Genomic DNA, 26,531 nt, shown 5'->3' on the forward strand with positions numbered 1-26,531 from the left:
TCCTGTAACGGTAACGGTAGCGTAAGGGGACGAATCAGGCTTGCTGGCGGCGGCGCGCCGCGAAACCGACGCTTGCCAGGCCCAGCAGCAGCATCGCGTAGGTCGATGGCTCCGGTACCGAGGCGACGATATTGTCGAGCGCAAACTGGCCCTTGTTGGTGCTGAAGGCGCTGCAACTGCCGGCCGTGTTGCAAGTGAAGCCGAAGAAGGCCAGCGAGGCGAATTGCTGGCTGCCGAAGTTGGCGCTGGTGTTGTAGTGCTGGAACTGGAAGTTGCCGCCGACGGGGCCGCCCAGCTGATACGTTTCATAGATGGAAGAACCGTTGGCATAGAAGCCTTGCACGCGCAGCAGGCCGGCCACCGCCGGATAGCTGACGCCCTGGGCGTAGCCGATGAAGCTGGCGTCGAAGCCTTGCAGGCTGACGCTGCCGCCCGGGTTCAGCGGATCGAGGTAGACGATGCCGTCGTTGAGCGAGGCATAGTAATTGCTCGTATTGTTGGTCGGGCACGCCATGCCGCAGGCGGCCGGGTCCGTGCCATCGAACACCGCGCCGACCAGGTCGCCATAACTGGCGCCGGCGACATTCGAAGCGCCCGTCAGCAGGAATTTGCCGACTTCCAGCGCGTCGCCATGGCCGACGAACTGGCTATCGAGATTGTCGAAGTTGATCACGTCCGCGATGGCGGCGGGGGCGCAGGCGACGGACAGGGCCAGGATGGCGGCACCAGTCAACTGCTTGGCCGAGAAGGGACTTGCTGCGGAAGCTGCCTTCGAATGCACAATACGAGTCATGAATTTTCCCTTGGTGATTATGTAGGATGCAATATGTTTTGCGTCTTGGGTGTTCTTTGCTGCGCGGACGGATAAGACCAATGCGCAGAAAATTGATTTTTACTATAGCAAAAGAGGCAATTTGATTGTTCGATATTCTTTCAAATTTAATTTGAAAGTTACAAATAATGAATGAATAAAATTCATCACTTACTATGAATTGCTAACCAAGAGTAGATAGTTTCCGCATTGAAAATAGTTGAGTAATTAACCAGCTTGTCATGTGCGCGCGGCACGGCGGCCGTTTCGCGCAGGCTTGATGGTTTCCCGCGCAATTTGTTGTTCACAGTACAAAGAAAAGATTGTATTAACCATAAGCGGCATGGTAGGCTGATGCGCATCGGGCAAGCGCGTGTCGTCCGTGCGTGGCCATCCGCCGCGCGCAGCGACGCAAGATAGTGAAGGTTGGTATTAAGGAGTTACCGGATGCATGCAGCACACAGGCAGAATTTGGCGGCAGCGCGCGGCGCGCGCGGTTTTACATTGCTCGAATTGTTGGTCGTCATCGTGATCATCGGCTTGCTGGCGGCGTACGTCGGCCCCAAGTATTTCGCCCAGCTGGGCAAATCCGAAGTGACGGTGGCCAAGGCGCAGATCGAGGCATTTGAAAAATCGCTCGATACCTACCGCCTGGATGTGGGCCGCTACCCGACCACGGAAGAGGGCCTGGCCGCGCTGCTGGTGGCGCCGCCGGCCGCCGGCACCCGCTGGAACGGTCCTTACCTGAAGAAAAGCGTGCCGCTCGATCCGTGGGGACACGCCTATCAATACCGCGCCCCTGGCAGCAAGGGCGAATATGACATCGTCTCCATGGGCAAGGATGGCCAGCCGGGCGGCAGCGGCGAGAATGCCGATATCAGCTCGCAATAACGCCAGCACCACTTTTCCCTCACGGATACGTCATCATGCAGTTTGAAGTACGCGCGCTCTCGACGGACCAGGCGGTAGCTACCCTGTCGACGTGCGTGATCGACGGTCGCGACGAAGCCGATGTACGCCGCCAGGCCGAAGCGCGCGGCCTGTTCGTCAGCGCCATCCGGCCGTTGCGCGCCACGCCGTTCAGCGCGGCCGGGCGCCAGCGCGCGCGCGCGCTGCCGTTGCTGCTGTTCAGCCAGGAATTGCTGGCCCTGCTCAACGCGGGCCTCGGCATCGTCGAGGCGCTGGAAGCCTTGCTGGAAAAGGAAGCGGCCGCCGCCACGCGCAGCGTGCTCACGCGCCTGCTGGAAGGCTTGCGCGAGGGCAAGCGCTTTTCCGCCGTGCTGGCTGAACAGGCCGAACTGTTCCCCCCCTTGTATATCGGCATCGTCAAGGCGGCCGAAGGCACGAGCGATCTGCCGCGCGCGCTGTCGCGCTATATCGATTACCAGCAGCGCATCGACGCCGTGCGCGCCAAGATCGTCAGTGCCGCCATTTATCCCGCCATCCTGCTGGCCGTGGGCGGCGGCGTCAGTGCCTTTTTGATCAGCTATGTGGTACCGCGTTTCGCCGAGGTCTACCAGGGCGCCGGGCGCAACCTGCCGTGGATGTCGCAAGTGATGCTCAGCTGGGGCCAGTTCGTCACCGAACATGGCTTGCTGCTGTTGCTGGGGCTGGCGCTTGCCGGCAGCGTTGTCTTTACGGCCGTGCGGCGCGTGCTGCGCAATGGCGGCGTGGCGCGCCTGCTGGCAAAGCTGCCCGGCATCGGCGAGCGCGTGCGCATCTATGAACTGTCGCGCCTGTACCTGACCCTGGGCATGCTGTCCGAGGGCGGCATCACCATCGTGCAAGCCATTGCCACCGTGCAGGCGATGGTGTCGCCGCGCATGCAGGCGTCGCTGCAGCTGGCGCGCGGCGCCATCGAAGCGGGCCAGCCGCTGTCGTCCGCCTTCGAACAGCACCAGCTGACGACACCGATCTCGCTGCGCATGCTGCGCGTGGGCGAGCGCACGGGCGACATGGGGCCCATGCTGACCCAGTCCGCGGCTTTTTATGACGGCGAAATCAGCCGCTGGATCGACCGTTTCACGCGCACCTTCGAACCGCTGCTGATGGCCGCCATCGGCCTGATCGTCGGTGCCATCGTGATCCTGCTGTACATGCCCATCTTTGACCTTGCCGGCGATATTTCATGATGCAGACCGCTTCCGTGCCCGTCGTGGCGATCGACCCTGCGCTGATGCAGCGCGCGCGCGGCCTGTGCGAGCAATCGAAGCGCAGCCTGGTCGAGGAATTGCAGCAATTGAGCGGCATCGACGCGCGCCAGGTGGTGCAGGAACTGGCACGTCCGTTTGGCCTGGCCGTGCTGGAGACGGCCGACATGCTGGCCTTCGCGCCCGCGTTCGACCTGCTGCCGCTGTCGCAGGCGCTGGCGCGCCACAGCGTGCTGCTGCGCGCCGGCGACGGCCAGCTGGTGGGCGTGATCGCCGACCCGTTCGACCTCGACCTGCAGACCTGGCTCGCTGCCCGCGCCGGACAGGGCGCGCACGCGCCGCTGGCCATGCGCCTGGCGCTGCAGGCCGACATCGGCGCCTACCTGTCGAAACAGGAAGAATCGGCGCGCGCCGTCGATAACCTGCTGCCTGGCGCCGCCGGCGACGCCCGGCGCGACGGCAAGACGGCGGCCGTGCTGTCGTTTGCCAGCGTCTCGGAAGCGGCCAGTCCCGCCGTCAAGCTGGTCAACTCGACTTTATATGACGCGCTGAAGGCGGGCGCCTCGGACATCCACCTGGAAAGCACGGCCGGCGGCCTGGCCGTCAAGTACCGCGTCGACGGCGTGCTCGATCATGCCACCTCCGTCAACGGCATCGAGGTGGCGGAGCACATCATCTCGCGCCTGAAGGTGCTGGCCGAACTCGATATCGCCGAGCGCCGCGTGCCGCAGGACGGCAGTTTCCGCGTCGAGGCGGGTGGACGCGAGATCGACCTGCGCGTCTCCATCATGCCCAGCATCCATGGCGAGGATGCCGTCATCCGTATCCTCGACAAGCGCGCCATGATCGAAGCGTATGGCGCCCTGACGCTGGAAGCGCTGGGATTTGATGCGCCGTCGCTGGTGGCCCTGCGCACGCTGGCGCAGGAAGCCTATGGCATGCTGCTGGTGACGGGTCCCACGGGTTCGGGCAAGACGACGACCCTGTACGCGGCGCTGACGGAAATCCACAACGGGCGCGAAAAGATCATCACCATCGAAGACCCCGTCGAATACCAGCTGCCAGGCATCCTGCAGATCCCCGTCAATGAAAAGAAGGGGCTGACCTTTGCCAAGGGCCTGCGCTCGATCCTGCGCCACGACCCGGACAAGATCATGGTGGGTGAGATCCGCGACCGCGAGACGGCGGAAATCGCCGTGCAGTCGGCCCTCACGGGCCACCTGGTGCTGACCACCGTGCATGCGAACAATGTGTTCGACGTGTTTGGTCGCTTCACGCACATGGGCATCGATCCGTATGCGTTTGTCTCGGCCCTGAACGGCATCTGGGCGCAGCGCCTGATCCGCACCAACTGCCCCCATTGCGCCACCGACTACACGCCTGACGAGCAGGAGCTGGCCAGCGTGGGCCTGGTGCGGGCCGATGTGTATGACTATCAGTTCAAGCAGGGCAAGGGCTGTGGCGACTGCCGCGGCACCGGTTACAAGGGGCGCCGCTCGATCGCCGAGATCCTCGTGCTGACGGATGAAATCCGCGAACTCATCGTCGATAAAAAACCGATCCGCCAGATCAAGGCGGCCGCCTATGCGAACGGCACGCGCAGCCTGCGCCTGGCGGCGCTGGAGCTGGTGAAGCGGGGCGCCACCACCATTACCGAAATCAAGAGGGTCACCCTGCATGCGTAGAGGCATAGGACATGGACTGCGCCTGGGCGTGGCGGTGGATGGCGTGAGCCTGTGGCGCAGCAGCCGCTGGCGCGCGCCCGCCTGGACGCCGCTGGCCGAGCAGGCCTACGCGCCGGACGACAGCCTGCATGGCGATTTTTCCGCCCTCGGGCAGGCGCTGGAACAGGTGCTGCCGGCTGGCGAGTACGCGGGCTGGCCCCTGTCGGTGGTGCTCGATGACGCGTTGACGCGCCTGTGGCAGGTGGATTTGCCGCAGGGCGCCACGCGCCTGGCCGATATCGAGGCGGCTGCCGCGCTGCGTTTCCAGGCCCTGTATGGCGATGCGCCGGGCCTGTGGCAAAGCAGCGGCGCCTGGGATGCGCGCGCGCCATTTTTTTGCGCCGTGCCGCGCGCACTGCTGGCGCAGCTGACGCGCGTGGCCCTGGACCGCAAGCTGGCCTTGATTTTCATCACGCCGCAATTCGTGCGCAGCTGGAACCGCTGGCAGGGCGCGCTCAAGCCGGGCGCCTGGTTTGGCCAGCTGCAGGCGCAGGCGCTGACCCTGGGGGTGCCGCGCGAAGGTGTGCTGCACGCCGTGCGCACCGTGCCCGTGCCGCATGGCGCCGGCCATTACTGGATGGAGCAGACGTTGGCGCGCGAAGCGCTGCTGCAGGGCATGGACGCGCCAGGCTTGCTGCAGCTGTGCGGCGCGGCGCCGCCCGACTGGCTGGCGCCGCGCGCGCCGGGTGCGTTGATATGCAGCGCGTTCGCCCCGCCAGGCGTGGACGGCGCGTCGTCGCCGGCCGCGCAGCTGGCACTCAGCGGAGGGCGTGCATGACGCATATGGATATCGATTTCTCCCCGCCCAGCTGGCGCCGCAGCATGCACCGCGTGCCGGCGTGGGCGTGGGTGGCGGGCGCGCTGGGCGTGGCGCTGGTCGCCACGGCGGCGTACGGCGGCTGGGCCGCGCTGCAACGCCAGCAGCTGCGCGAAGCGCAATTGCAGCGCGCGCAGCAGCGTGTCGCGGCCGTCATGCAGGGCCAGGCGCCGGTGGTGCCCACGCCGATCGCGCCGGCGCAGGCGGCGGCCGTGAATGCCGCCATCCTGCAGCTGAACCTGCCCTGGCGCGACGTGCAGGATGCGCTGGCCACGGCCACGCCACCAGCCATCGCGCTGCTGGCGCTGGAGCCCGATGCGCGCAAGCGGGTGCTGAAGATCACGGCCGAGACGAAGGGCAGCGACGCCATGGTCGACTACCTTGCGCAGCTCAAGCAGCAGGAGCTGTTCGGTTCGCGCGTGCAGCTGCTGCGCCATGAAATCAACGAACTCGATCCGAACAAGCCCTTGCGCTTCCAGGTCGAAGCACACTGGGGCCAGCCATGACGGGCATCGACCTGAATATGCTGCGGCTGCGCGCGCAACTGCTGCCGCGCCGCGCGGGCGCGCCTGCCTGCATCGCCGTGGCCTTGTGCCTGCTGGGCATTGCGGCCTGGGCCTGGGCCTGGCAGCAGCGCGTCATGGCGACGCAGCTGGAAGCGCGGCCCCTGCCGCAACCCGCGCTGGCCGTGGCGGCCGTCGCGCCGCCGGCGACCGCCAGCGAGAACCTGGCCCGCTTCTATGCCGTACTGGGACCGCAGCGCCATGCGGAGCAGCAGGTCAAGCTGCTGTTCGACCTGGCGGCGAAGAATGGCCTGGTGCTGGCGCAGGGTGAGTATAAAAGCGGCTACGACAAGGCCAGCCGCATCGCCACCTACCAGGTGACGTTGCCGCTGAAGGGCAGTTATGCGGCCGTGTGGCAGTTCGCGCTGCAGGCACTGCGCGCCATGCCTTTCGCTTCGCTCGATGAGCTGAGCTTTCGCCGCGAGCAGATCGCCGACACCAACCTCGAGGCACGCTTGCGCCTGACTTTTTATTTGTCCGATGCGTTGACCGATGCGCCGACGGATGCCGGGGGGGCGCCATGACACCGCGCCACTATCTGATGCTGGCGGCGCTGCTGGGGGCGGGCGCCTTGCTGCTGTTCGGCGAACGCCAGCCCGTGTCCGACGTGGCCGAAGCCGTGGAGCGCGCCGTCGCGCCCGCGCGCAAGCCTGCGGCCAGGCCGGAGGCCGCGCAGCCGGCCATCCTGGCCCTGCTGCCGCGCAGCGAGGTGGCGGGCGAGGATGGCGACACGTTTGGCGGCGCCGATGGCGTCTTCCACAGCCAGAACTGGACACCGCCGCCGCCGAAAATGGCGGTCGTCGCGCCGCCGCCTCCGCCGCCGCCGATGGCGCCGCCGCTGCCGTTCATCTACCTGGGCAAGGCCGCCGCCGAAGGCGCCTGGGAAGTCTTCCTGTCGCGCGCCGATAAAACCTATATCGTGCGCGCGAACACCGTCATCGAGGGCGCCTACAAGGTCGTGACCATCGCGCCGCCCGTCATGACGCTCAATTACCTGCCGTTGAACCAGGTTCAGCAGCTCAACATTGGAGTTTCCGAGTGATGCCTCGTTCCTTTTCCACGGCGCCGTTCCTGCGGCGCGCCCGCCTGGCGTCGCCGCTGCTGTTGCTGTTGCTGGCCGGTTGCGCCGGCCACATGGCGTACCGCGACGGGCGCGAGCTGATCGCGCAAAACCAGGTGCCGGCCGGCCTGCAAAAGCTGCAGGAAGCATTGCAGCAGGATCCCGGCAACGCGCAATACCGCAGCGCCTACCTGCAGGCGCGCGAACAGGCCACGAGCAGCCGCCTGCAGCAGGCCGAGCGCCATGCGCAAGCGGGCCAGGGCGATCTGGCGCGCGCGGCTTTTCTCGGCGTGCTGGAAATCGACGCGCAGAACGAGCGCGCCAACAGCGGCTTGCGCGCGCTGGAACGCGAGCAGCGCCAGGGCAAGCTGCTGACGGAAGCGCAAAAAGACATCGAGGCCAAGCGCTACGACCCGGCGCGCCAGCGCCTGAGCGCCATCCTCACCGAGCAGCCGAACCATGCCGGGGCACGCGAACTGCTGCGCGACGTCGATGAGAAGACGGCGCCGCCCGTGGTGGAGTCGGGCCTGGCCAAATCGTACAAGCAGCCGATCACGATCGAATTTCGCGATGCGCCGTTAAAGCAGGTGTTCGAGCTGATCGCGCGCCGCTCCGGCCTCAATTTCGTCTTCGACAAGGACGTCAAGGCGGACGCGAAGACGTCCATCTTCCTGAAAAACAGCACGGTGGAATCGGCCGTTTACTTCCTGCTGGTGACGAACCAGCTGGAGCAGCAGGTGATGGATGCGAACACCATCCTGATCTATCCGAACGTGGCGGCCAAGCTGAAGGAATACCAGGAAGTACTGGTAAAGACCTTCTTTCTCGCCAATGCGGACGCCAAGCAGATTGCCAACACGCTCAAGACCATCCTCAAGACGCGCGACGTGGTGGCCGATGAAAAGCTCAACCTGGTCATCGTGCGCGACACGCCCGAGGCGATCCGCCTGGCCGAGCGCCTGATCGCGGTGCAGGACGTGCCGGAAGCGGAAGTGGTGCTGGAACTGGAAATCCTCGAAGTCAAGCGCAGCCGCCTGCTGGAGCTGGGCGTGGCCTGGCCGACGAGCCTGACCCTGACGCCATTGAGCACGTCGGGCGGCGCGGGCCTGACCATCAACGACCTGAATAACCTGAACCGGCGCACCATCGGCGTGAGCGACCTGTCCGTCACGGCGAACGCCAAGAAGACGGACGGCGACGCGAACATGCTGGCCAATCCGCGCATCCGCGTGCGCAACCGCGAAAAGGCGAAATTCGTCATCGGCGACAAGGTGCCCGTGATTACCACCACCATCTCGCCGGGCACGGGCGGTTTCGCCTCCGAGTCGATCAGCTACCTGGACGTGGGCCTGACGGTCAACGCCGAACCGACCATCTACCTGAATAACGAGGTGGGCATCCGCATCTCGCTCGAAGTGAGCAACCTGGGCGCGGCCACCATCACCAAGAGCGGTTCGACCCTGTACCAGATCGGCACGCGGCAGGCATCGACCATGCTGCAGCTGAAGGATGGCGAGAACCAGGTACTGGCGGGCCTGATCAACAATGAAGAGCGCAGCGCCGGCAACAAGGTACCGGGCCTGGGCGACATACCGGTGCTGGGGCGCCTGTTCGGCAGCAGCAAGGATGACAGCCAGAAGACGGAAATCGTGCTGTCGATCACGCCGCACCTGGTGCGCACGGTGCAGCGTCCGGAAGCGAAGGAATCGGAATTTTCGGCCGGTACCGAAGGCAGCTTCCGCCGCCGCCCCGACATGGCGGCCAAGGCGCCGACGCAGATGCCGGGCACGGTCATCGTGCGTTCCGGCCCGTCCGCCGTTGGCATGCAGCCGGCGCCGCCGCAGCCGATGATGGTGCCCGGCCAGCTGCCGTCATCGTTGCCGGCACCGCAGCCGCAGCCGCAAACCGTGCCGGCGCCGGAAGTGGCGCCGTCGCCCGAGCCGGCCGCGTCGCCCCTGCCGATATCGTCGGGCCAGCCCGTGCCGCTGCAGATGGCGCCGTTGCCGCTGTCGTCCGGCCAGCCCGTGCCGGTGGCGCAGCCGCCCGCCAAATGAGGCTGGCGCGCGCGCGGTCGTGCGCCGGCGGCCAGGGCGGCTTTTCCCTGATCGAGCTGCTGGTGACCCTGGCCATCCTGGGCGTGCTGGCCACCCTGGTGGTGCCCGTCACGCAGGTGACGGTGCAGCGGCGCCAGGAGCAGGACTTGCGGCGCGCGCTGCGCGAGATCCGCCAGGGGCTCGATGCCTACAAGCGCGCCGGCGACGAGGGCCGCATCGTGCGCGCGCCCGACGCCAGCGGCTACCCGAAAAGCCTGGACCTGCTGGTCGAGGGCGTGCCGGACCAGCGCAACCCGAAGCGCAGCAAGATGTTCTTTTTGCGCCGCGTGCCACGCGACCCGTTCAATATGGATGCCAGCCTGAGCGATGCGCAGACGTGGGGGCGGCGCAGCTACGCCAGCGAGGCGAGCGAACCGCGCGAGGGCGACGACGTGTACGATGTCTACTCCACTTCCAGCAAGACGGGCCTGAACAACGTGCCTTACCGTTTATGGTGAACCATGCCTGCTGATACTCCTTCCCCATGCGATGCCGGGCGCAGTGCCCGGCGTGCGCGCGGCTTTACCCTGATCGAATTGCTGGTGGTGCTCGGCATCGTGGCGCTGCTGCTGACCCTGGCCGTGCCGCGCTATTTCCCCAGCCTCGACAAGGCGAAGGAAACCGTGCTGGCGGATAACTTGCGCAACCTGCGCACCACCATCGACCAGTTCCATGGCGATACGGGGCGCTACCCGGATACCCTGGAGCAACTGGTGGACAAGAAATACCTGCGCGCCATGCCGATCGACCCCATCACCGAAAGCGATGCCAGCTGGATCATCGTGCCGCCGCCCGACGATACGCCGGGCCAGGTGTATGACGTGAAGAGCGGCGCGCCGGGCAAGGACCGCAGCGGCACGCCCTTCGCCGATTGGTAGCGGCGATGCGCCCCTTGCCGTCCCACCCGCTGTGCCGCCAGCATGGCTTCACCTATCTGAGCCTGATCATCGTGGTGGCGATACTGGGCCTGGTGGGGGCGGCAGGGTTGAAGATGGGTTCGCTGTTGCAGCGCCAGGCGGCGGAGCAGGAGCTGCTCGATATCGGCGCGCAGTTTTCCGATGCCTTGCTCAGCTACGCGGCCGCCACGCCTGCCGGCCAGCCGCAACAGCCGCCCAGCCTGGCCGCCTTGCTGCGCGACCCCCGCGTGCCGCACATGCGCCGCCACTTGCGCAAGCTGTTTGTCGATCCCATCACGGGGCGCGCCACATGGGGCTTGCTGTATCAGCCTGGCAGCAATGGCATCATCGGCGTGCATAGCCTGTCGCAGGCCGCGCCGTTGAAAGTGGGCAACTTCGAGGCGCGTTTCGCCGGCTTCGAAGGCAAGGCGCACCTGTCGGAATGGCATTTCATGGTCAGCGGGCAAGCGCCTCTGCCGCCGGCGCAACCCATGAACATGCCACCAGGAACCATTGCGCCTGGCGGCGCAGCCGACGCGCAGCCTGTCGCGCCGGCCCCACCGTTGTTTTCCAGGCCTATTTCCCCACCGCAAGAAGAGCCGGCGCCGGAGCCGCCGCAGCCTGCCGAGCTACCCGATGCGCCTGCCGATGCGGACGAAATGGCAGTCTCGCGATAAAAGTGCGCTGAAATGGCATAGATGTGCCAGCAACTATTTTCCTGCGGAAAGTGGTCGATACTGGCAAATATTTCACCTTGAAAATAGTTATCTCATATGAAACTTCGATAAAATATTTATAAGTATTTTAGTGCATTTATGCTACCATTCTCATCAGTACTTTCGGTACTAAAACTATTGGTGGCCTGCGCATCGCAGCCATAAATTACTTTTTAAGGGATAAGCTATGAAATTGAAATTTATCGCTGCAGGCATTCTGGCAGCAGCATCGTTCAGCGCATCGGCAGCAACGTACGACCTGGGTATCCTGGATCCATCGGGTTCGGACACCCTGTCGGCCATCACCACCAAGTTTGCCGCGAACACCGCAGTTGACGATTTCTGGACCTTCAAGCTGGTCACCCCATCGTCGACCTCGTTTGGCGCACTGCAAACGTTCTCCGTGGTTGAAGGCGCGATCAAGGATTTCTCGGCCACGCTGCTCGGTTACGGCAACCTGACCAACAGCACGGCAGCCGGCATCCAAAGCCTGAGCTGGGGCGGCCAGCTGGCTGCAGGCGAATACACGGTGCACGTCACCGGCCTGACGGGCCTGGCAAAAGCCCAGTACCTGGGTTCCGTATCGGCCCTGCCAGTACCTGAGCCAGAAACCTACGGCATGCTGCTGGGTGGCCTGGCACTGGTGGGCGCCGTCGCCCGCCGCCGCGCAAAGAAAGCTGCTTAAGCTTTCGCCGCAATGAAAAAAACCCGCTTCGGCGGGTTTTTTTTCGTCTGTGCAGTAGGCAGGGCCAGGCGCCAGGCCGCAGGCAGTACGCCGCTATGGCAGGGCGCCGGCTGCGATGCCCCGCGCATGTGGTCAGGCGCTGCGCTTGAAGTCGCGGAAGCGGAAACCGACGAGTAACAAGGTGGCAAAGTAGGCCACGCCGCAGACCGCCACCACCAGGGCCAGGGCGCCGGCCCGCAGCAGCGGATGGGCTTGCATGGCGATCCAGTCGATGCGCATGGCGCCGAAGGCCGCCACGCCGCCCATGACGAGCAGGGCCGGCAGCAGGCGCAGGAAGAACTTGGCCCAGCCCGGCTTGGGCTGGTAAATGCCGCGCTTGCGCAAGCCCCAGTATAGGAAGCTGGCGTTCAGGCAGGCGCCGAGGCCGATCGACAGGGCCAGGCCGGCCACGGCGATGTAGGGCACGAACAGCAAATTCATCAGCTGCGTGGCGATCAGCACGCCGATGGCGATCTTCACGGGCGTGCGGATGTCCTGGCGCGCATAAAACGCGGGCGCCAGCGTCTTCACGAGGATGATGCCGATCAGGCCCAGGCTGTAGGCCACCAGCGGCTGCGTCGACATGGTCACGGATTCGGCCGTAAACTTGCCATAATGGAATAGTGTGGCGATCAGCGGCGTGGCCAGGGTCGCCATGCCGACGGCGGCGGGCAGGGCCAGCAAAAAGGTCAGGCGCAAGCCCCAGTCCAGCAGGGCCGAGTATTCCACCTTGTCGCCGTCCACGTTCGCCTTCGACAGGCTGGGCAGCAAGATGGTGCCCAGGGCCACGCCCAGCATGGCGGTCGGAAATTCCATCAGGCGGTCCGCATACGACAGCCAGGAAATGCTGCCCTCGGCCAGGCGCGACGCGATGCTGGTGTTGATCATCAGGCTGATCTGCGCTGCCGAGACGGCGAACACGGCCGGTCCCATCTTCTTCAGTACGCGGCGCACGCCGCCGTCGGTCAGGCCGATGGCGGGATTGATCGACAGGCGCGGCAGCATGCCGATCTTGATCAGCGCGGGAATCTGGATGGCCACTTGCAGCAGGCCGCCGGCAAACACGGCAATGGCCATGGCGTAGATCGGCTGTTTCAGGTGCGGAGCGAGGAACAGCGAGGCGGCGATGAACGATAGGTTCAGCAGTACCGGGGTGAACGCGGGGATCTTGAATTCGCGCCAGGTATTCAGAATGCCGCCGGCCAGGGCCACGAACGACATGCAGGTAATATAAGGGAACATCAGGCGCGTCATCCACACGGCCGCGTCAAAGGCGCCCGCATCCTTGGTCAGGCCGGTGGCGATCGCATACACGAACCACGGCGCGCCGACGATGCCAATGGCGGACACGAGCAGGGTGGCCCAGACCAGGGTGGTGGCCACATGGTCGGCCAGCTGCTTGCTCGCTTCCTGGCCGTGCTGATTCTTGTATTCGGACAAGATGGGCACGAAGGCTTGCGAGAAGGCGCCCTCGGCAAACAGGCGGCGCAACAGGTTGGGGATGCGGAAGGCAACGATGAAGGCGTCCGTGTAGGCGCCGGCGCCGAAGGCGCGCGCGAACAGGCTTTCGCGCAATAAACCGGTTACACGGGACAGCATGGTCATGCTGGAAATGGCGGCGAGGGTTTTAAGCAAGTTCATGGGGGCAGATTATAGCCGGGGGCGGTACCGTTAAACGCTTAAAATATGGTAACAATTGCTGCCGATTCGCTGCGGATATGCCCTTGCCAGCCCCATTTTCAGGTGATTTTGGCATCACACACGGTTTTTTGATTTGCCCCCGCTTGAAAATATCGCTATAATCGAAGGCTGTACAGAATTCTGTTACGCAGACACTAATGTTTGACAGGCACTGGTTTGGCACACATGGTTCGGCAGACGCACAGAACGCACCGGTTGGCAAACACTAATGTTTGCAAACGCACTTTGACCCTGTTTTAGGAAATTCCATGGCAAATACCGCACAAGCGCGCAAACGCGCTCGTCAAGCAGTTAAGCAAAACGCACACAATTCGTCCCAACGTTCGACCTTGCGCACGGCTATCAAAGCTGCTCGCAAAGCGATCCAGGGCGGCGACAAGGCAGCTGCTGCTGCAATCTTCCAAGCATCCGTGTCGACCATCGACCGTATCGCTGACAAGAAGATCATCCACAAAAACAAGGCAGCTCGCCATAAGAGCCGTCTGGCAGCTGCTTTGAAAGCACTGTCCGCTTAATATTCGCCAGCAGGCAAGCCGCCAAGGTGGCCTTGCCTGTGCCGGTACGCTGGCACTGGTTGAAAAGCAAAAACCCGCAGATTCATTCTGGCGGGTTTTTTCGCGTTGTCCGACGGTTTGTCGCGGTGTCTGCCCTGTCTGGGGTGAGCGTGCACGCAGGGCGCGGGCGCGGCGAGCGGACTTAGCGCGCCGGCGGCAGGTTGCCGATGTTCATGCCCGGCTTGATATTTCGCTGCTTGAACCAGCCCAGGTGCATTTCCAGCGCATAGCGTACGGGTACGGTTTTGCTCGAGCAATGGCTGTCCAGCGTGTGCGGCTGCATGTCTTCGATGTTGACGATCTTGCCGGCCGCATCGATGAAGGCTACCGACAGCGGCAGCGGCGTGTTCTTCATCCACATGCATTGCGTGGCCGGCGCGCCGAAGACAAACAGCATGCCCGCATTGGCTGGCATCCTGTCGCGGTACATCAAGCCTTCCTCGCGCTGCGCTTCCGTGGCAGCCACTTCCGCCTGGATCAAATGCATGCCCGCCGACAATTGCACGCTCTTCCATTGCGGCGTTTGCGCCAGGGCGCCGGCGGCGCCGGCCATCAGGACAAGGAAAAGGCTGTAGCTGCGGCGGGAATTTTTCATGGGGTGGGCGCTGGCAATCGAAGCGGCGATTAAGCCATGCTGGCGCACGCATGGTCAAGCATTGCGCCGGACGATGGCGAAAGCGTGGGGTTGCAGCAACATGCGCGTTGCCGCAACCCGCTTTTCCCTGGCTGGCTGCGGGCCAGGCTTATTTGGTCGGCGTGCCTTCGGCGGTCGCCGGCTGCTTTGTCCGACGCGCCTTCGGTATCAGGCGTTGCGGCGCGTCGGTGCCGGCCGAAGCCCTGGTCCTGGCCGCCGCGGCGGGGCGCGTTGCATCCGTCGAGGCGGAGGCGTCGGTCGATGCGGATGCGGGCGGCTTGGGCGGATGGCTGGCATCGGTGGACGCCGATGCATGCAATTGCGCTCCCGACTGCGCCAGCGCGGCGCTGGCCAGCAGGGAAGCCAGCAGGCCCAACATTGTTTTCATCATCATCTTTCCTTTTCTGTCATGTGAAGGTGAGGATGATTCTATTCCATTATCTAAAAATAAATAGTGCTTATTGGAAAAACCGGCCGGGAAAGGCGGATTTTCTTGTCCCTTTCACGTTTTTCCAATGTTTTCGGCCGGCACTTCGCACCATTCGCCGGGCATCAGCGGGTGGCTGGCCAGGGAAAAGGGGCCGATGGCGCTGCGCACCAGGCGCAGGGTGGGCAGGCCGACGGCGGCCGTCATGCGCCGCACCTGCCGGTTTTTTCCTTCTTTCACGGTGATCGCCAGCCACGACGTGGGCTTGTCGGCGCGCGCGCGGATGGGTGGATCACGCGGCCACAGCCAGTCCGGCTCGGCAATGCGCACGGCCTTGCACGGTTTGGTGATGAAGTCGCCCAGGTCCAGCGGCGCCTGCAGGCGCGCCAGGCTGGCCGCATCGGGCACGCCGTCCACCTGCACCAGGTAGGTCTTGGCTTCCTTGCGGTCGGGATGGCTGATGTCGTGCTGCAGGCGGCCGTCATCGGTCAGCAGCAGCAAGCCTTCGCTGTCGGCGTCGAGGCGGCCGGCCGGGTAGATGCCGGGAATGGACAGATGGTCGGCCAGGGTGGCGCGGCCTTCCTGCGGCGAAAACTGGCACAGGACCTGGAATGGTTTGTTGAAGAGGATGAGGGGCATACGGATGGGCTATAAGTGATGCAAACGATGGTGACGGATGGCTGGCGCCGCAAAAGCATGGCGCCCTGCACGATACTGGTGCATAATGTGAAACACTTGTCTTATGTCTTATAGAAGACTTAAGCTGGCGTTGTGATGGGGCGCTTTGGTATGGCGGCCGTGATGGCCTGGGTGTTCTTTCCCTGCTAAAGTGCGTTGTTGCTGCCATGTTCGGACTTGTTTTTGTAAACTCTGCAACCGCAGAGCGCGTCGCCGGGCCGCCAGGGCTGCCCACGGTGCGTCCCACTTCGGAGATCACGATGTATCAACATATCACTGTACCTGCTGACGGCAAAAAAATCACCGTCAACGCCGATTTTTCGCTGAATGTACCAGATAATCCCATCGTTCCCTTCATCGAAGGCGATGGCACGGGCATCGATATCAGCCCGGTCATGATCAAGGTGATCGACGCGGCCGTGGCCAAGGCCTATGGCGGCGCGCGCAAGATCAGCTGGATGGAAATCTATGCGGGCGAAAAATCGACGAATGTGTACGGTCCCGATGTGTGGTTGCCCGAGGAAACGCTGGAAGTGCTGAAGGATTACGTCGTTTCGATCAAGGGCCCGCTGACGACGCCCGTCGGCGGCGGCATCCGTTCGCTGAACGTGGCCCTGCGCCAGCAGCTGGACCTGTACGTCTGCCTGCGCCCCGTGCGCTACTTCACGGGCGTGCCATCGCCCGTGAAAGAGCCGGAAAAGACGGATATGGTGATTTTCCGCGAAAACTCGGAAGACATCTATGCCGGCATCGAATACCAGCAGGGTTCCGAGGGCGCGAAAAAGCTGATCGATTTCCTCGTCAAGGAAATGGGCGTGACCAAGATCCGCTTCCCTGCCACCTCCGGCATCGGCATCAAGCCCGTCTCGATCGAGGGCACGGAGCGCCTCGTGCGCAAGGCCCTGCAGTATGCGATCGACAACGACAAGCCTTCCGTGACGATTGTGCATAAAGGCAACATCATGAAGTACACGGAAGGCGGCTTCCGCGACTGGGCGTATGCGCTGGCGCAAAAGGAATTCGGTGCCGAGCTGATCGATGGCGGTCCATGGTGCAAGTTCAAGAACCCGAAGACGGGCCGCGACATCATCGTCAAGGATTCCATCGCTGACGCATTCCTGCAACAGATCCTGCTGCGCCCGGCCGAATACAGCGTCATCGCCACCCTGAACCTGAACGGTGACTACATCTCCGACGCGCTGGCGGCGCAAGTGGGCGGCATCGGCATCGCGCCGGGCGCCAACCTGTCCGACTCCGTCGCCATGTTCGAAGCGACGCACGGCACGGCACCGAAGTACGCGGGCAAGGATTACGTGAACCCCGGTTCGCTGATCCTGTCGGCGGAAATGATGCTGCGCCACATGGGCTGGCTGGAAGCGGCCGACCTGGTCATTTCCTCGATGCAAAAGTCGATCGCCTCGAAGCGCGTCACATATGATTTCGCCCGCCTGATGGAAGGCGCGACGCAAGTGTCGTGTTCCGGCTTCGGCGACGTGATGATCGAGCACATGTAATGGCAGGGGCAGGGTGCGCGGCGCGCATCCTGCGGACGAAAAAAAACCCCGTTTGACAACGGGGTTTTTCACATCTGAGGGCCGGCGATGCTTAGGCTGCTTGGATGTTGGAAGCTTGCTTGCCTTTAGGGCCTTGCGTGACTTCGAATTGAACTTTTTGACCTTCTTTGAGGGTCTTGAAACCGTTCATGTTGATTGCGGAGAAGTGAGCAAACAAATCTTCGCCGCCGTCATCTGGAGTGATGAAGCCAAAACCTTTGGAATCATTGAACCACTTAACTGTACCTGTTGCCATAAAAAGAACTTTCAAAATTAAAACAAATCACACGAGCCATAAAAGCAAGAAGCTTCTTGCCCCCTCCTCGACGTCTCACTTCTTATCAAGCTGTATATTACTGCAACAGTCGATACAGCATTGTTGGCGGAATAAATAATGAAGTCAAGCGCTTTTCCACCGATATTGCCAAATTCTTCACGACGACCAAAAAAGCAACTCTTGATTTTGGCGGCAAGGTCGCCATCTGCGCAGTATTAAGAAAACGCGTAAGATTGAAAACAATTGGAAAGGCGCAGATATTGCGCATGACAACCACTGTGAAAGCATTAGAATAAGCGTATGGCAACCAAGCACGACACAGAAACCCTGCTGGAGCGGCAAGTGCTGAAGCCGCCACCGCTCTACCAGGTAGCCTTGCTCAATGACGACTACACCCCGATGGAATTTGTGGTGGCCATCATTCAGGAGTATTTCAACAAGGACCGTGAAACGGCGACGCAAATCATGCTCAGTGTTCATCGCTACGGCAAAGGAGTGTGCGGCGTGTTCTCTAAAGATATAGCGTGTACCAAAGTGGAGTTCGTTTTAACGCATGCGCGCAAGGCGGGGCATCCCCTGCAGTGCGTGATGGAGGAAGTATGATTGCGCAGGAATTAGAAGTAAGTTTGCACATGGCGTTTGTCGAAGCTCGGCAGGCACGGCACGAATTCATTACGGTTGAGCATTTACTGCTGGCACTGCTGGATAATCCCTCCGCTGCTGAGGTATTGCGTGCCTGCGCGGTCAATATTGAAGACCTGCGCAAGACCCTCACCAATTTTATCGGCGATAACACGCCGACCGTGCCTGGCACGGGCGAAGTCGACACCCAGCCGACGCTTGGTTTCCAGCGCGTGATCCAGCGCGCCATCATGCATGTCCAGTCCGCGTCGAACGGCAAGAAGGAAGTCACGGGCGCCAATGTGCTGGTGGCCATCTTCGGCGAAAAGGATTCGCACGCTGTTTACTACCTGCACCAGCAGGGCGTGACGCGCCTGGACGTGGTCAACTTCATTTCGCACGGCGTGCGCAAGGACCAGTCGACGGAAAGCGCGAAAGCGTCGGAAGGCGTGGAAGAGGCGCCCGTCGATGGCCAGCCGAAGGAAAGCCCGCTCGACCAGTTCACGCAAAACCTGAACAAGGCCGCTGCCGAAGGCAAGATCGACCCGCTGATCGGGCGCGAGGACGAAGTCGACCGCGTGATCCAGATCCTGTGCCGCCGCCGCAAGAACAATCCGCTGCTCGTCGGCGAGGCGGGCGTGGGCAAGACGGCCATCGCCGAAGGCCTGGCCTACCGCATCACGCAAAGCGATGTGCCGGAAATCCTGCAGAATGCCGTCGTGTATTCGCTGGACATGGGCGCCTTGCTGGCCGGTACCAAGTACCGCGGCGACTTCGAACAGCGCCTGAAAGCCGTGCTCAAGCAATTGAAGGACAATCCGAACGGCATCCTGTTCATCGACGAAATCCACACCATCATCGGTGCGGGCTCGGCGTCGGGCGGCACGCTGGACGCGTCCAACCTGCTGAAACCGGCCCTGGCGAACGGCCAGCTGAAATGCATCGGCGCGACCACGTACACGGAATTCCGCGGCGTGTTCGAGAAAGACCATGCCTTGAGCCGCCGCTTCCAGAAAGTGGACGTCAACGAGCCGACCGTCGAGCAAACCGTGCAAATCTTGCGCGGCCTCAAATCGCGCTTCGAAGAGCACCATGGCGTGAAATATTCGGCTTCGGCCCTGTCGACGGCGGCCGAGCTGGCGGCGCGCTTCATCAACGACCGCCATCTGCCCGACAAGGCGATCGACGTCATCGATGAGGCGGGCGCGGCGCAACGCATCCTGCCGAAGTCGAAGCAAAAGAAAACCATCGGCAAGGCCGAGATCGAGGACATCATCGCCAAGATCGCGCGCATTCCGCCGCAAACGGTCAACCAGGACGACCGCAGCAAGCTGCAGACGATCGACCGCGACTTGCGTAATGTTGTGTTCGGGCAAGATCCGGCCATCGATGCGCTGGCCTCGGCCATCAAGATGGCCCGTGCCGGCCTGGGCAAGACGGACAAGCCGATCGGCTCCTTCCTGTTCTCCGGTCCGACCGGCGTCGGCAAGACCGAGGTGGCCAAGCAGCTGGCCTTCATCCTCGGTATCGAGCTGATCCGTTTCGACATGTCGGAATACATGGAACGCCATGCGGTCAGCCGTCTGATCGGCGCGCCGCCGGGCTATGTCGGTTTCGACCAGGGCGGCTTGCTGACGGAAGCGATCACCAAGAAACCGCATGCGGTCTTGCTGCTCGATGAAATTGAAAAAGCCCATCCGGACATTTTCAATATCCTGCTGCAAGTCATGGACCATGGCACCTTGACGGATAACAATGGCCGCAAAGCCGATTTCCGCAACGTGATCATCATCATGACGACGAATGCGGGTGCGGAAAGCTTGCAAAAGACGTCGATCGGCTTCACGAATTCGAAGCAGGCGGGCGACGAGATGGCCGACATCAAGCGCATGTTTACGCCGGAATTCCGCAACCGCATCGATGCGACCATCAGCTTCCGCGCGCTGGACCAGGAAATCATCCTGCGCGTGGTCGACAAGTTCCTGATGCAGCTGGAAGAGCAGTTGCACGAGAAAAAGGTCGAAGCCGTGTTTACGGAGAAACTGCGCACCTTCCTCGGCAAGAAAGGCTTCGATCCGCTGATGGGCGCGCGTCCGATGGCGCGTTTGATCCAGGACATGATCCGCAAGGCGCTGGCCGACGAACTGCTGTTCGGCCGCCTCGTCACCGGCGGACGGGTCACCGTCGACCTCGACGACAAGGAACAGGTCTTGCTGGAGTTCCCGGAACCGCCTGACGCGGCGCCGACGGCCGCACCGGAAACGGTGGAAGTGGAATAAGCGCTTCCTGCCCCTTCCGAAAAACCCGCCCACGCAAGTGGCGCGGGTTTTTTTACGCGCCTACCGCTTGCCAGGGAAACTGTGGTGGAAATTACCTTGTTTAAAAATAGGTATTGCTTTTGCTTCAGCTATGCAAGAATCATGATCCGATGTCGGCCATGCCACACTTCCCGCGTCGTTTCGCTTCCATGTCCGCTCATAGCTTGTTGAAAGACTGCTTCATGAAAATGTCCCGTACTCTCGCCTTCCTCCTGTTTTCCGCCGGCCTGCTGGGCAGCGCCGCCGCTGCCTCTGCCGCGCCTGCCGGCAGCTATTTCCGCTTTCCCGCCGTGCGCGGCGACACCGTCGTCTTCACGGCCGAAGGCGACCTGTGGAAAAGCAATATACGCGGTGGCGCGGCGCAGCGCCTGACCACGCATCCCGGTTATGAAACGAATGCGGCGATGTCGCGCGATGGCCAGTGGCTGGCGTTTTCCGCCGCCTACGAGGGGGCGCAGGAAGCGTATGTGATGCCGCTGGCCGGTGGCTTGCCGCGCCGTATCTCGTACGACAATGGCGGCGTGCTGGTGCTGGGCTGGACGGCGCAGGGCGAAGTGCTGGTCAGCACGCAAAATACGGACGGCCCCGCCTCGCGTCGCATCGTCGCCGCCATCGACCCCGTGCAACAGACGCGCCGCGTGTTTCCCGTGGCCGACGCGAATGACGCCGTGCTCGACGATGCCGGCACTACCCTCTATTTCACGCGTTTCGGCCTGGCCATGACCAACGACAATGTGCGCCGCTACCGTGGCGGCGCGCATGCGACGCTGTGGCGCTATGGCCTGGACGGCAAGGCCGAAGCCGTGCCCATGCACACGGATGCCGCCGTGTCGGCTGGCAACAACAAGCGCCCCATGTGGTGGCAGGGCCGCGTCTATTACATCAGCGACGAAGGCGGCAGCGACAATCTCTGGAGCATGCTGCCTGACGGCACCGACCGCCGCGCCCTGACGGCGCACACGCAGTGGGACGTGCGCAATGCGGCGCTCGGCGACGGTCGGATCGTCTACCAGCTGGGCGCGGATTTGCACGTGCTCGACTTGAATGCGCCAGGCACGTCGGCGGGTTCGCCGGCGCTGGCCATCAGCCTGGTGTCCGACTTCGACCAGCAGCGCGCGCGCCAGATCCGCTCGCCGCTCGATACCTTGAGCAATGTCCAGCTGTCCGGCAAGGATGAGCGCATCATCCTCACTGCGCGGGGCCGCGTCAGCATCGCCGGCACGGGCAGCCTGCGCCGCGTCGACATCGCCATTCCGGAAGGCGCGCGTGCGCGCGACGCCGTCTTTTCCAGCGACGAAAAGTCCGTCTTCGCCATCGTCGACACGAGCGGCGAAAATGAAATCTGGAAATTCGCCGCCGACGGCTCGGGTCAGGGCGAGCAGCTGACGACGCAGGGCGACAATCACCGCTGGAAACTGTACCCGTCGCCGGACGGGCGCTGGCTGGCGCACTCGGACAAGAAGGGCCGTTTCTGGCTGCTGGACCTGGCGAACCGGGCCAACCAGCTGATCGACGATGCGGGCAAGGCGGGCGTGGACAAGCACGATGAAGTGCAATGGTCGCCCGACAGCCGCAACCTGGCCCTCGTGCGCGTGGCCAGCGATGCGCAGCGCGAGCAGATCGGCCTGTACAACCTGGCGTCGAAACAGCTGCAGTTCGTCACCAGCGACCGTTATACCTCCGGCTCGCCCGTGTTTTCACCCGATGGGAAGTGGCTGTATTTCATGTCGGCGCGCAATTTCCAGCTGGCCAATGGCTCGCCGTGGGGCGACCGCAACATGGGGCCCGTGTTCGACAAGCGCACGGGCGTGTATGCGCTGGCGCTGCAGCCAGGCAACCGTTTCCCATTCCAGCCCGACGATGAGCTGAGCCGGCCCGGTGTCAAGCCAGCCGAGACGGACGATGAAAAGGCGGCCGAACTGGCGGCGGAAAAAGCGCTGGAAAAGGCCGGCGGCAAGAGCGCCGTGAAGAAGGCGCCGGCCGCCCTGCCGGCCATCGTCATGCCAGGCCTTCCCGAACGGTTGTACGAGGTGCCGCTGCCTGCTGGTAACTACAGCGCGCTGGCCGTCGACGACAAGCGCCTGTATTTCCTCGAGCGGGAAGGCAGCGAGCGCAAATCCAGCCTGAAGACCCTGGCGATCGGCAATACGGGCTCCAAGCCGGAGCTGCTGGTGGCCAATGTGCGCGAATTCGACCTGGCCCAGGATAAAAAGCACCTGTATTACCGTACGGCAGCGGCGACGGGCCCGGGCGAGATGCTCGTGGTCGAGGCGGGCGCCAAGCTGCCAGGCGACCTGTCGAAGGCAAAAGTCAAAGTTGACGACTGGACGTTTGTGTCGAATCCGCGCCTGGAATGGAAACAGATGTTCAACGATGCCTGGCGCTTGCACCGCGATTTCCTGTACGACGCAAAGATGCGCGGCGTGGACTGGAAGGCGGCGCGCGACAAGTATGCGCCGCTGGTCGAGCGCGTGACGGACCGCGCCGAACTCAATGACGTGCTGGGCATGATGGTGGCCGAAGTGGGCGCCCTGCATTCGCAGATCCGTTCCGGCGAACTGCGCCGCACGGAACAGGAAGGCACGCCGGCGGGGCTCGGCGCCGTGCTGGCGCGCACGGGTGCCGGCTACAGGGTCGAGCATATCTACCGCAGCGAGCCGGAACTGCCGTCCGAGCGGGCGCCGCTGTCGCGTCCCGAGGTGGACGTGCGCGCAGGCGACATCATCACGGCCGTCAATGGCAAGGACGTGCTGGGCGCGCGCGACATCAGCGATTTGCTGCTGAACCAGGCCGACAAGCAGGTGCTGCTGCAGGTGACGCGGGGCAACGGCGCGCCGCGCGCCGTCATCGTCAAGCCCGTGACCATGGCAAAACAGACGGCGCTGCGCTATGGCGACTGGGAACTGAGCCGTGCCGAACAGGTGGCGGCCGCCTCGCAGGGGCGCGTCGGCTACCTGCACCTGCGCGCCATGGGACCGAACGACATCGCCTCGTTCGCGCGCGATTTTTATGCGAATATCAACCGCGAAGGCCTGATCATCGACGTGCGCCGCAATAACGGCGGCAATATCGACAGCTGGATCATCGAAAAACTGCTGCGCAAGGCCTGGGCCTATTGGGCGCCGCCCGGCGTGCAGCCGTCGTCGAACATGCAGAACACCTTCCGTGGCCATCTGGTGGTGCTGGTCGATGAACTCACGTATTCGGATGGCGAGACCTTCGCCGCCGGCATCAAGGCCCTGGGCCTGGCGCCGCTGGTGGGCAAGCGCACGGCCGGCGCCGGCGTCTGGCTCAGCGACAATACGCGCCTGCTTGACAACGGCATGGCGCGCGTGGCGGAAAACGGCCAGTTCGGCATCGACGGCCAGTGGCTGATCGAAGGCGTGGGCGTGGTGCCGGACGTGGAGGTGGACAATCCGCCGCACGCCACTTTCAATGGCGGCGACCGCCAGCTGGACGTGGCGCTTGAGATGCTGGCGAAAAAGCTCAAGGAACAGCCGCGGCCTGCATTCCAGGCGCAGCCGATACCGGCGCTGAAGTAAGCGCGCGCCAGCCCGCTACAGGCTGGTGATGGCCTTGAACTGCTGCGCGCGCCGGCGCGACACCTCGACCACGCTGGCGTCGGGCAGGTGCAGGTCGAGGCCATCGGCCGCGTTGGGCGCGACGCTGGCCACGTGCGCCAGGTTGACGATCTGGCGCCGGTTGGCGCGGAAGAATTGCGCGGGAGGCAGGCGTTCTTCCAGCTGGTTCAGGGAGCGCAGCATGAGCGGGCGCTGCCCCGCGAAGTGCACGCGCGCGTAATTGCCTTCCGATTCCAGCAAACGGATGTCGTCGAGCGCGACAAACCAGCAGCGCTCGCCATCCTTGATGAAGACCTTGCGCGGCGCCGGCTGCGCCGCCTGCACGCGCGCGTCGACCTTGACCAGCGCCGCCGCCAGGCGCGCCGCCTGCACGGGCTTTTGCAGGTAATCGAGGGCGCTTACTTCGAAGGCTTGCAGCGCGTACTGGTCGAAGGCCGTGCAAAAGATGACGTCCGGGGCCGCGTCGAGGGCCGCCAGCAGGTCGAAGCCCGAGCCGCCCGGCATTTGCACGTCGAGCAGCAGCAGGTCGGGCTGCAGCTTGGCGATCTGCGCGATGGCTTCGGCGGCGCTGGCCGCCTCGCCAACGATGTCCACTTGCGCATGCGCGGCCAGCAGGCGGCGCAGTTCGGCGCGCGCCAGGCGCTCGTCATCGACCAGCAGCACCTTGAGTGGCGGTGCGTTCATGGCTGCTCCGGCAGGGACATGGTGGCGTACACCCAGCCCGCCTGTTCGCGCAATTCCAGGCCGGCGTCAGCGCCGCAGGCCAGCTGCAGGCGCTGGCGCGCATTGCGCAGGCCGACGCTGGTGGACCTGCCGGGTTGACGCAGGGCGCCCGTGTTGGCCACCTCGATCTGCAGCATCGCCACGCCCCCTGCGGGACTGGCGCGCCGCGCCGCGATGCGGATGTCGCTGCCGTCCTGGCTGGTTTCCACGCCATATTTGACGGCGTTTTCCACCAGCGTCTGCAGGGACATGGGCGGCACGCCTGTCGCTTCCAGTTCCGCCGCGATGTCGAAGCTGACGCGCAGGCGCGATTCGAAACGTATCTGCTCGATTGCCAGGTAGGCACGTACGGCGTCGAGTTCGGCCGCCAGCGGCACCGTCGCGTGTTGGCCCGATTGCAGCGCGTGGCGCATCAGGCCGGCCAGCTGGTCGATCATGTTCGCGGCCGCGTCGCGGTCTTCGAAGATCAGCGCGCGCACGCTATTGAGGCTATTGAAGAAAAAATGCGGATTGACCTGCGCCTGCAGTGCGCGCAGCTCCGCTTCGCGTCCATGCAGCTGCAGGCGCAGGGTTTCCGCTTCCAGCCGGTTGACGCGGCGCAGCGACAGCGCGGCCGAATAAAACACCGTCCAGGCGAGGAATACGCCGAACCAGAACAGCAGCGCGCCAGGCAGCCAGGCGATGCCGTGCAGGACATCGGGCGGATACATGACGTGGAAGGCGATCACCACGCTGGCCGTCTGGACGGCCGCCAGCAGGAACAGCGACGGCAGCACGCGTTTCCAGCGCAAGCCGTTCGCCGCCCAGCCGCGCCGGCGCAGGACGCCGTGCCACAGGTGCGACAGCAGCAGGCCGCCCAGCGAGCCCCAGCAGGCGATGGTGGCGACGATGCGCAGCTCCGAGGAGCCGCCGTACACGCTGTTGAACAGGGCCAGCGCGCTCCAGCCGGCCAGCTGGAAGGTCCAGTACCAGTTGATCCGGGCCAGCAGCGAAGGGCGGTGGAGTGGCGTCATGGCTTAGCGCAGGAACTGTTCGATGCGGCCGAACATCCAGTCCGGCTGGTCGTACATGATGAAATGGCGCGCCGTGTCGGCCAGCGCGACCTGCACGCCCGGCAGCTGCGCATACTGCTGCTGGAAGGTCGCTTCGATGGCGGCGCGCGGCGCGTAATCCTTGTAGGCGATCCAGGTGCCCAGGACCAGCGTGGGCGAGGTCACTTTCGCCACGTCCTGGCGCAGGTCGCTGGCCATCAGCGTGCCCATGGCCTGGATCACGGTTTCGCGGTCCGAGCGCTGGCCCCAGCCGATGATGCGCTCCACGTCGGCCGGCGCGCTGGCCATGCTGGCGACGGTGCGGCGCTGGCTGGCGCTGGCGCTGGCCGCGTCCTGGGCCCGCATGGCCGCCTGCATCTGCAACGACATCGCTTGCAGCTGTTCTTGCGTGATGCTGGGCAGTTGCGTCGCGCCCAGGGCCGGCAGCGAGTCGACGATCACCAGCTTGCCCGTCTGCGCCGGATGGTCAATGCCCATTTTCAAGGCCAGGAAGCCGCCCAGGCTATGTCCGATGATGGCCGGCCGGCCCAGTTTTTTTTCGGTGATGTAGTCGGCCAGCTGCTGCTCCGCCTGGGCCAGCAAGTCGCCGCCGATGGGCGCCACGCCGGCAAAGCCGGCCAGGGTCAGCACATGGCATTGGCGCGCGCCTTGCGGGCCGCACAGGCGCGCCACCGTGCCTTGCCACACGTCACCCGACGAGGCCAGGCCGGGAATCAGGATGACGGGACTGCCCTGGCCCGTGACGTTGACGGTGAATGCGGTGGGCGTCGCCGCCTGGGCGGCGCTGGCCAGCAAGGCGCCGAGTAAAAACAGTTTTTGCATCGTTCGTTTCATGATGTGTTACCTCCTTGGCATGAT

Annotated in this window: 27 protein-coding genes; 18 read left to right on the forward strand and 9 right to left on the reverse strand. The window is 63.8% G+C overall.

Going from position 1 to position 26,531, the window contains the following annotated elements:
- Nucleotides 1–34: 34 nt before the first annotated feature.
- Nucleotides 35–793: an NF038120 family PEP-CTERM protein gene (locus O0880_RS21535; protein ID WP_289888679.1), complete on the reverse strand. Its 759-nt coding sequence runs from the start codon at nt 791–793 to the stop codon at nt 35–37.
- A gap of 465 nt (nt 794–1,258) precedes the next feature.
- Between O0880_RS21535 and gspG the strand changes: the two genes are divergently transcribed.
- The 12 genes from gspG to O0880_RS21595 all read left to right on the forward strand — a co-directional run bounded on the left by gspG (nt 1,259) and on the right by O0880_RS21595 (nt 11,515).
- Complete coding sequence (gene gspG, locus O0880_RS21540; RefSeq protein ID WP_071324820.1) at nt 1,259–1,702, forward strand: type II secretion system major pseudopilin GspG; 444 nt, start codon at nt 1,259–1,261, stop codon at nt 1,700–1,702.
- 35 nt (nt 1,703–1,737) lie between these two features.
- The gene (locus O0880_RS21545) at nt 1,738–2,943 is read left to right on the forward strand and encodes a type II secretion system F family protein (protein WP_071324819.1); all 1,206 of its coding nucleotides are present in this window, start codon (nt 1,738–1,740) and stop codon (nt 2,941–2,943) included.
- The gene (locus tag O0880_RS21550; RefSeq protein WP_289888680.1) at nt 2,940–4,646 is read left to right on the forward strand and encodes a GspE/PulE family protein; all 1,707 of its coding nucleotides are present in this window, start codon (nt 2,940–2,942) and stop codon (nt 4,644–4,646) included. The genes O0880_RS21545 and O0880_RS21550 overlap by 4 nt, the downstream gene beginning before the upstream one ends.
- Nucleotides 4,639–5,463: a hypothetical protein gene (locus tag O0880_RS21555; RefSeq protein WP_289888681.1), complete on the forward strand. Its 825-nt coding sequence runs from the start codon at nt 4,639–4,641 to the stop codon at nt 5,461–5,463. The genes O0880_RS21550 and O0880_RS21555 overlap by 8 nt, the downstream gene beginning before the upstream one ends.
- The gene (locus tag O0880_RS21560) at nt 5,460–6,008 is read left to right on the forward strand and encodes a hypothetical protein (protein WP_289888682.1); all 549 of its coding nucleotides are present in this window, start codon (nt 5,460–5,462) and stop codon (nt 6,006–6,008) included. Before O0880_RS21555 ends, O0880_RS21560 begins: the two co-directional genes overlap by 4 nt.
- Nucleotides 6,005–6,589, forward strand: coding sequence for a hypothetical protein (locus tag O0880_RS21565; RefSeq protein ID WP_289888683.1), 585 nt, complete (start codon nt 6,005–6,007; stop codon nt 6,587–6,589). The genes O0880_RS21560 and O0880_RS21565 overlap by 4 nt, the downstream gene beginning before the upstream one ends.
- Nucleotides 6,586–7,107 carry a hypothetical protein gene (locus O0880_RS21570; protein ID WP_071324816.1) on the forward strand — a complete coding sequence of 174 codons (522 nt, stop codon included), beginning with the start codon at nt 6,586–6,588 and terminating at the stop codon, nt 7,105–7,107. Before O0880_RS21565 ends, O0880_RS21570 begins: the two co-directional genes overlap by 4 nt.
- Nucleotides 7,107–9,179 carry a secretin N-terminal domain-containing protein gene (locus O0880_RS21575; RefSeq protein WP_289888729.1) on the forward strand — a complete coding sequence of 691 codons (2,073 nt, stop codon included), beginning with the start codon at nt 7,107–7,109 and terminating at the stop codon, nt 9,177–9,179. The genes O0880_RS21570 and O0880_RS21575 overlap by 1 nt, the downstream gene beginning before the upstream one ends.
- A complete protein-coding gene (locus tag O0880_RS21580) occupies nt 9,176–9,676 on the forward strand; it encodes a type II secretion system protein (protein ID WP_289888684.1) in 501 nt (166 codons plus the stop codon). Before O0880_RS21575 ends, O0880_RS21580 begins: the two co-directional genes overlap by 4 nt.
- 3 nt (nt 9,677–9,679) lie before the next feature.
- Entirely contained in the window at nt 9,680–10,096 is a 417-nt protein-coding gene (locus O0880_RS21585; protein WP_289888685.1) for a prepilin-type N-terminal cleavage/methylation domain-containing protein, read from the forward strand.
- Nucleotides 10,097–10,101: 5 nt separating this feature from the next.
- Nucleotides 10,102–10,791: a type II secretion system protein gene (locus O0880_RS21590; protein ID WP_289888686.1), complete on the forward strand. Its 690-nt coding sequence runs from the start codon at nt 10,102–10,104 to the stop codon at nt 10,789–10,791.
- A 226-nt stretch (nt 10,792–11,017) separates the two neighbouring features.
- On the forward strand, nt 11,018–11,515 hold the full coding sequence (locus O0880_RS21595) for an FxDxF family PEP-CTERM protein (RefSeq protein ID WP_071324811.1): 498 nt from the start codon (nt 11,018–11,020) through the stop codon (nt 11,513–11,515).
- Between the two features lie 132 nt (nt 11,516–11,647).
- On the opposite strand, the gene murJ is transcribed toward O0880_RS21595, so the two are convergent.
- Nucleotides 11,648–13,195, reverse strand: coding sequence for a murein biosynthesis integral membrane protein MurJ (murJ, locus tag O0880_RS21600; RefSeq protein WP_289888687.1), 1,548 nt, complete (start codon nt 13,193–13,195; stop codon nt 11,648–11,650).
- Nucleotides 13,196–13,503: 308 nt separating this feature from the next.
- Between murJ and rpsT the strand changes: the two genes are divergently transcribed.
- Nucleotides 13,504–13,770 (forward strand): 30S ribosomal protein S20, encoded by a 267-nt coding sequence (gene rpsT / locus O0880_RS21605; RefSeq protein ID WP_010395935.1) that lies wholly within the window; start codon nt 13,504–13,506, stop codon nt 13,768–13,770.
- 181 nt (nt 13,771–13,951) lie between these two features.
- On the opposite strand, the gene O0880_RS21610 is transcribed toward rpsT, so the two are convergent.
- The 3 genes from O0880_RS21610 to O0880_RS21620 form a co-directional block, all read right to left on the reverse strand.
- Nucleotides 13,952–14,362, reverse strand: a complete 411-nt coding sequence (locus O0880_RS21610; protein WP_289888731.1) for a DUF192 domain-containing protein — start codon at nt 14,360–14,362, stop codon at nt 13,952–13,954.
- Between the two features lie 190 nt (nt 14,363–14,552).
- Nucleotides 14,553–14,837: a hypothetical protein gene (locus O0880_RS21615; protein WP_289888688.1), complete on the reverse strand. Its 285-nt coding sequence runs from the start codon at nt 14,835–14,837 to the stop codon at nt 14,553–14,555.
- A gap of 108 nt (nt 14,838–14,945) precedes the next feature.
- Nucleotides 14,946–15,509 (reverse strand): pseudouridine synthase, encoded by a 564-nt coding sequence (locus O0880_RS21620; RefSeq protein ID WP_289888689.1) that lies wholly within the window; start codon nt 15,507–15,509, stop codon nt 14,946–14,948.
- 299 nt (nt 15,510–15,808) lie between these two features.
- Between O0880_RS21620 and icd the strand changes: the two genes are divergently transcribed.
- Entirely contained in the window at nt 15,809–17,062 is a 1,254-nt protein-coding gene (gene icd / locus O0880_RS21625) for an NADP-dependent isocitrate dehydrogenase (protein WP_071324806.1), read from the forward strand.
- Nucleotides 17,063–17,153: 91 nt separating this feature from the next.
- On the opposite strand, the gene O0880_RS21630 is transcribed toward icd, so the two are convergent.
- The gene (locus O0880_RS21630) at nt 17,154–17,357 is read right to left on the reverse strand and encodes a cold-shock protein (RefSeq protein ID WP_010395943.1); all 204 of its coding nucleotides are present in this window, start codon (nt 17,355–17,357) and stop codon (nt 17,154–17,156) included.
- A gap of 56 nt (nt 17,358–17,413) precedes the next feature.
- Between O0880_RS21630 and O0880_RS21635 the strand changes: the two genes are divergently transcribed.
- The 4 genes from O0880_RS21635 (at nt 17,414) to O0880_RS21650 (ending at nt 23,859) form a co-directional block, all read left to right on the forward strand.
- Nucleotides 17,414–17,674: a hypothetical protein gene (locus O0880_RS21635; RefSeq protein ID WP_289888691.1), complete on the forward strand. Its 261-nt coding sequence runs from the start codon at nt 17,414–17,416 to the stop codon at nt 17,672–17,674.
- Nucleotides 17,675–17,678: 4 nt separating this feature from the next.
- Nucleotides 17,679–17,981, forward strand: coding sequence for an ATP-dependent Clp protease adapter ClpS (gene clpS, locus O0880_RS21640; protein WP_034751577.1), 303 nt, complete (start codon nt 17,679–17,681; stop codon nt 17,979–17,981).
- Nucleotides 17,978–20,278, forward strand: coding sequence for an ATP-dependent Clp protease ATP-binding subunit ClpA (clpA, locus tag O0880_RS21645; protein WP_071324805.1), 2,301 nt, complete (start codon nt 17,978–17,980; stop codon nt 20,276–20,278). Before clpS ends, clpA begins: the two co-directional genes overlap by 4 nt.
- A gap of 221 nt (nt 20,279–20,499) precedes the next feature.
- Nucleotides 20,500–23,859, forward strand: a complete 3,360-nt coding sequence (locus O0880_RS21650) for a S41 family peptidase (protein WP_289888692.1) — start codon at nt 20,500–20,502, stop codon at nt 23,857–23,859.
- Between the two features lie 15 nt (nt 23,860–23,874).
- On the opposite strand, the gene O0880_RS21655 is transcribed toward O0880_RS21650, so the two are convergent.
- Genes O0880_RS21655 through O0880_RS21665 form a run of 3 tightly spaced genes read right to left on the reverse strand, consistent with a single transcriptional unit; the run spans nt 23,875 to nt 26,507 of the window.
- The gene (locus O0880_RS21655; RefSeq protein WP_289888693.1) at nt 23,875–24,582 is read right to left on the reverse strand and encodes a LytTR family DNA-binding domain-containing protein; all 708 of its coding nucleotides are present in this window, start codon (nt 24,580–24,582) and stop codon (nt 23,875–23,877) included.
- Nucleotides 24,579–25,634, reverse strand: coding sequence for a histidine kinase (locus tag O0880_RS21660; protein WP_289888694.1), 1,056 nt, complete (start codon nt 25,632–25,634; stop codon nt 24,579–24,581). The genes O0880_RS21655 and O0880_RS21660 overlap by 4 nt, the downstream gene beginning before the upstream one ends.
- A gap of 3 nt (nt 25,635–25,637) precedes the next feature.
- Entirely contained in the window at nt 25,638–26,507 is an 870-nt protein-coding gene (locus tag O0880_RS21665) for an alpha/beta hydrolase (protein WP_289888695.1), read from the reverse strand.
- Nucleotides 26,508–26,531: the final 24 nt, after the last annotated feature.

It is taken from the genome of Janthinobacterium sp. SUN118, assembly GCF_030397695.1.
GTDB lineage: Bacteria > Pseudomonadota > Gammaproteobacteria > Burkholderiales > Burkholderiaceae_D > Janthinobacterium.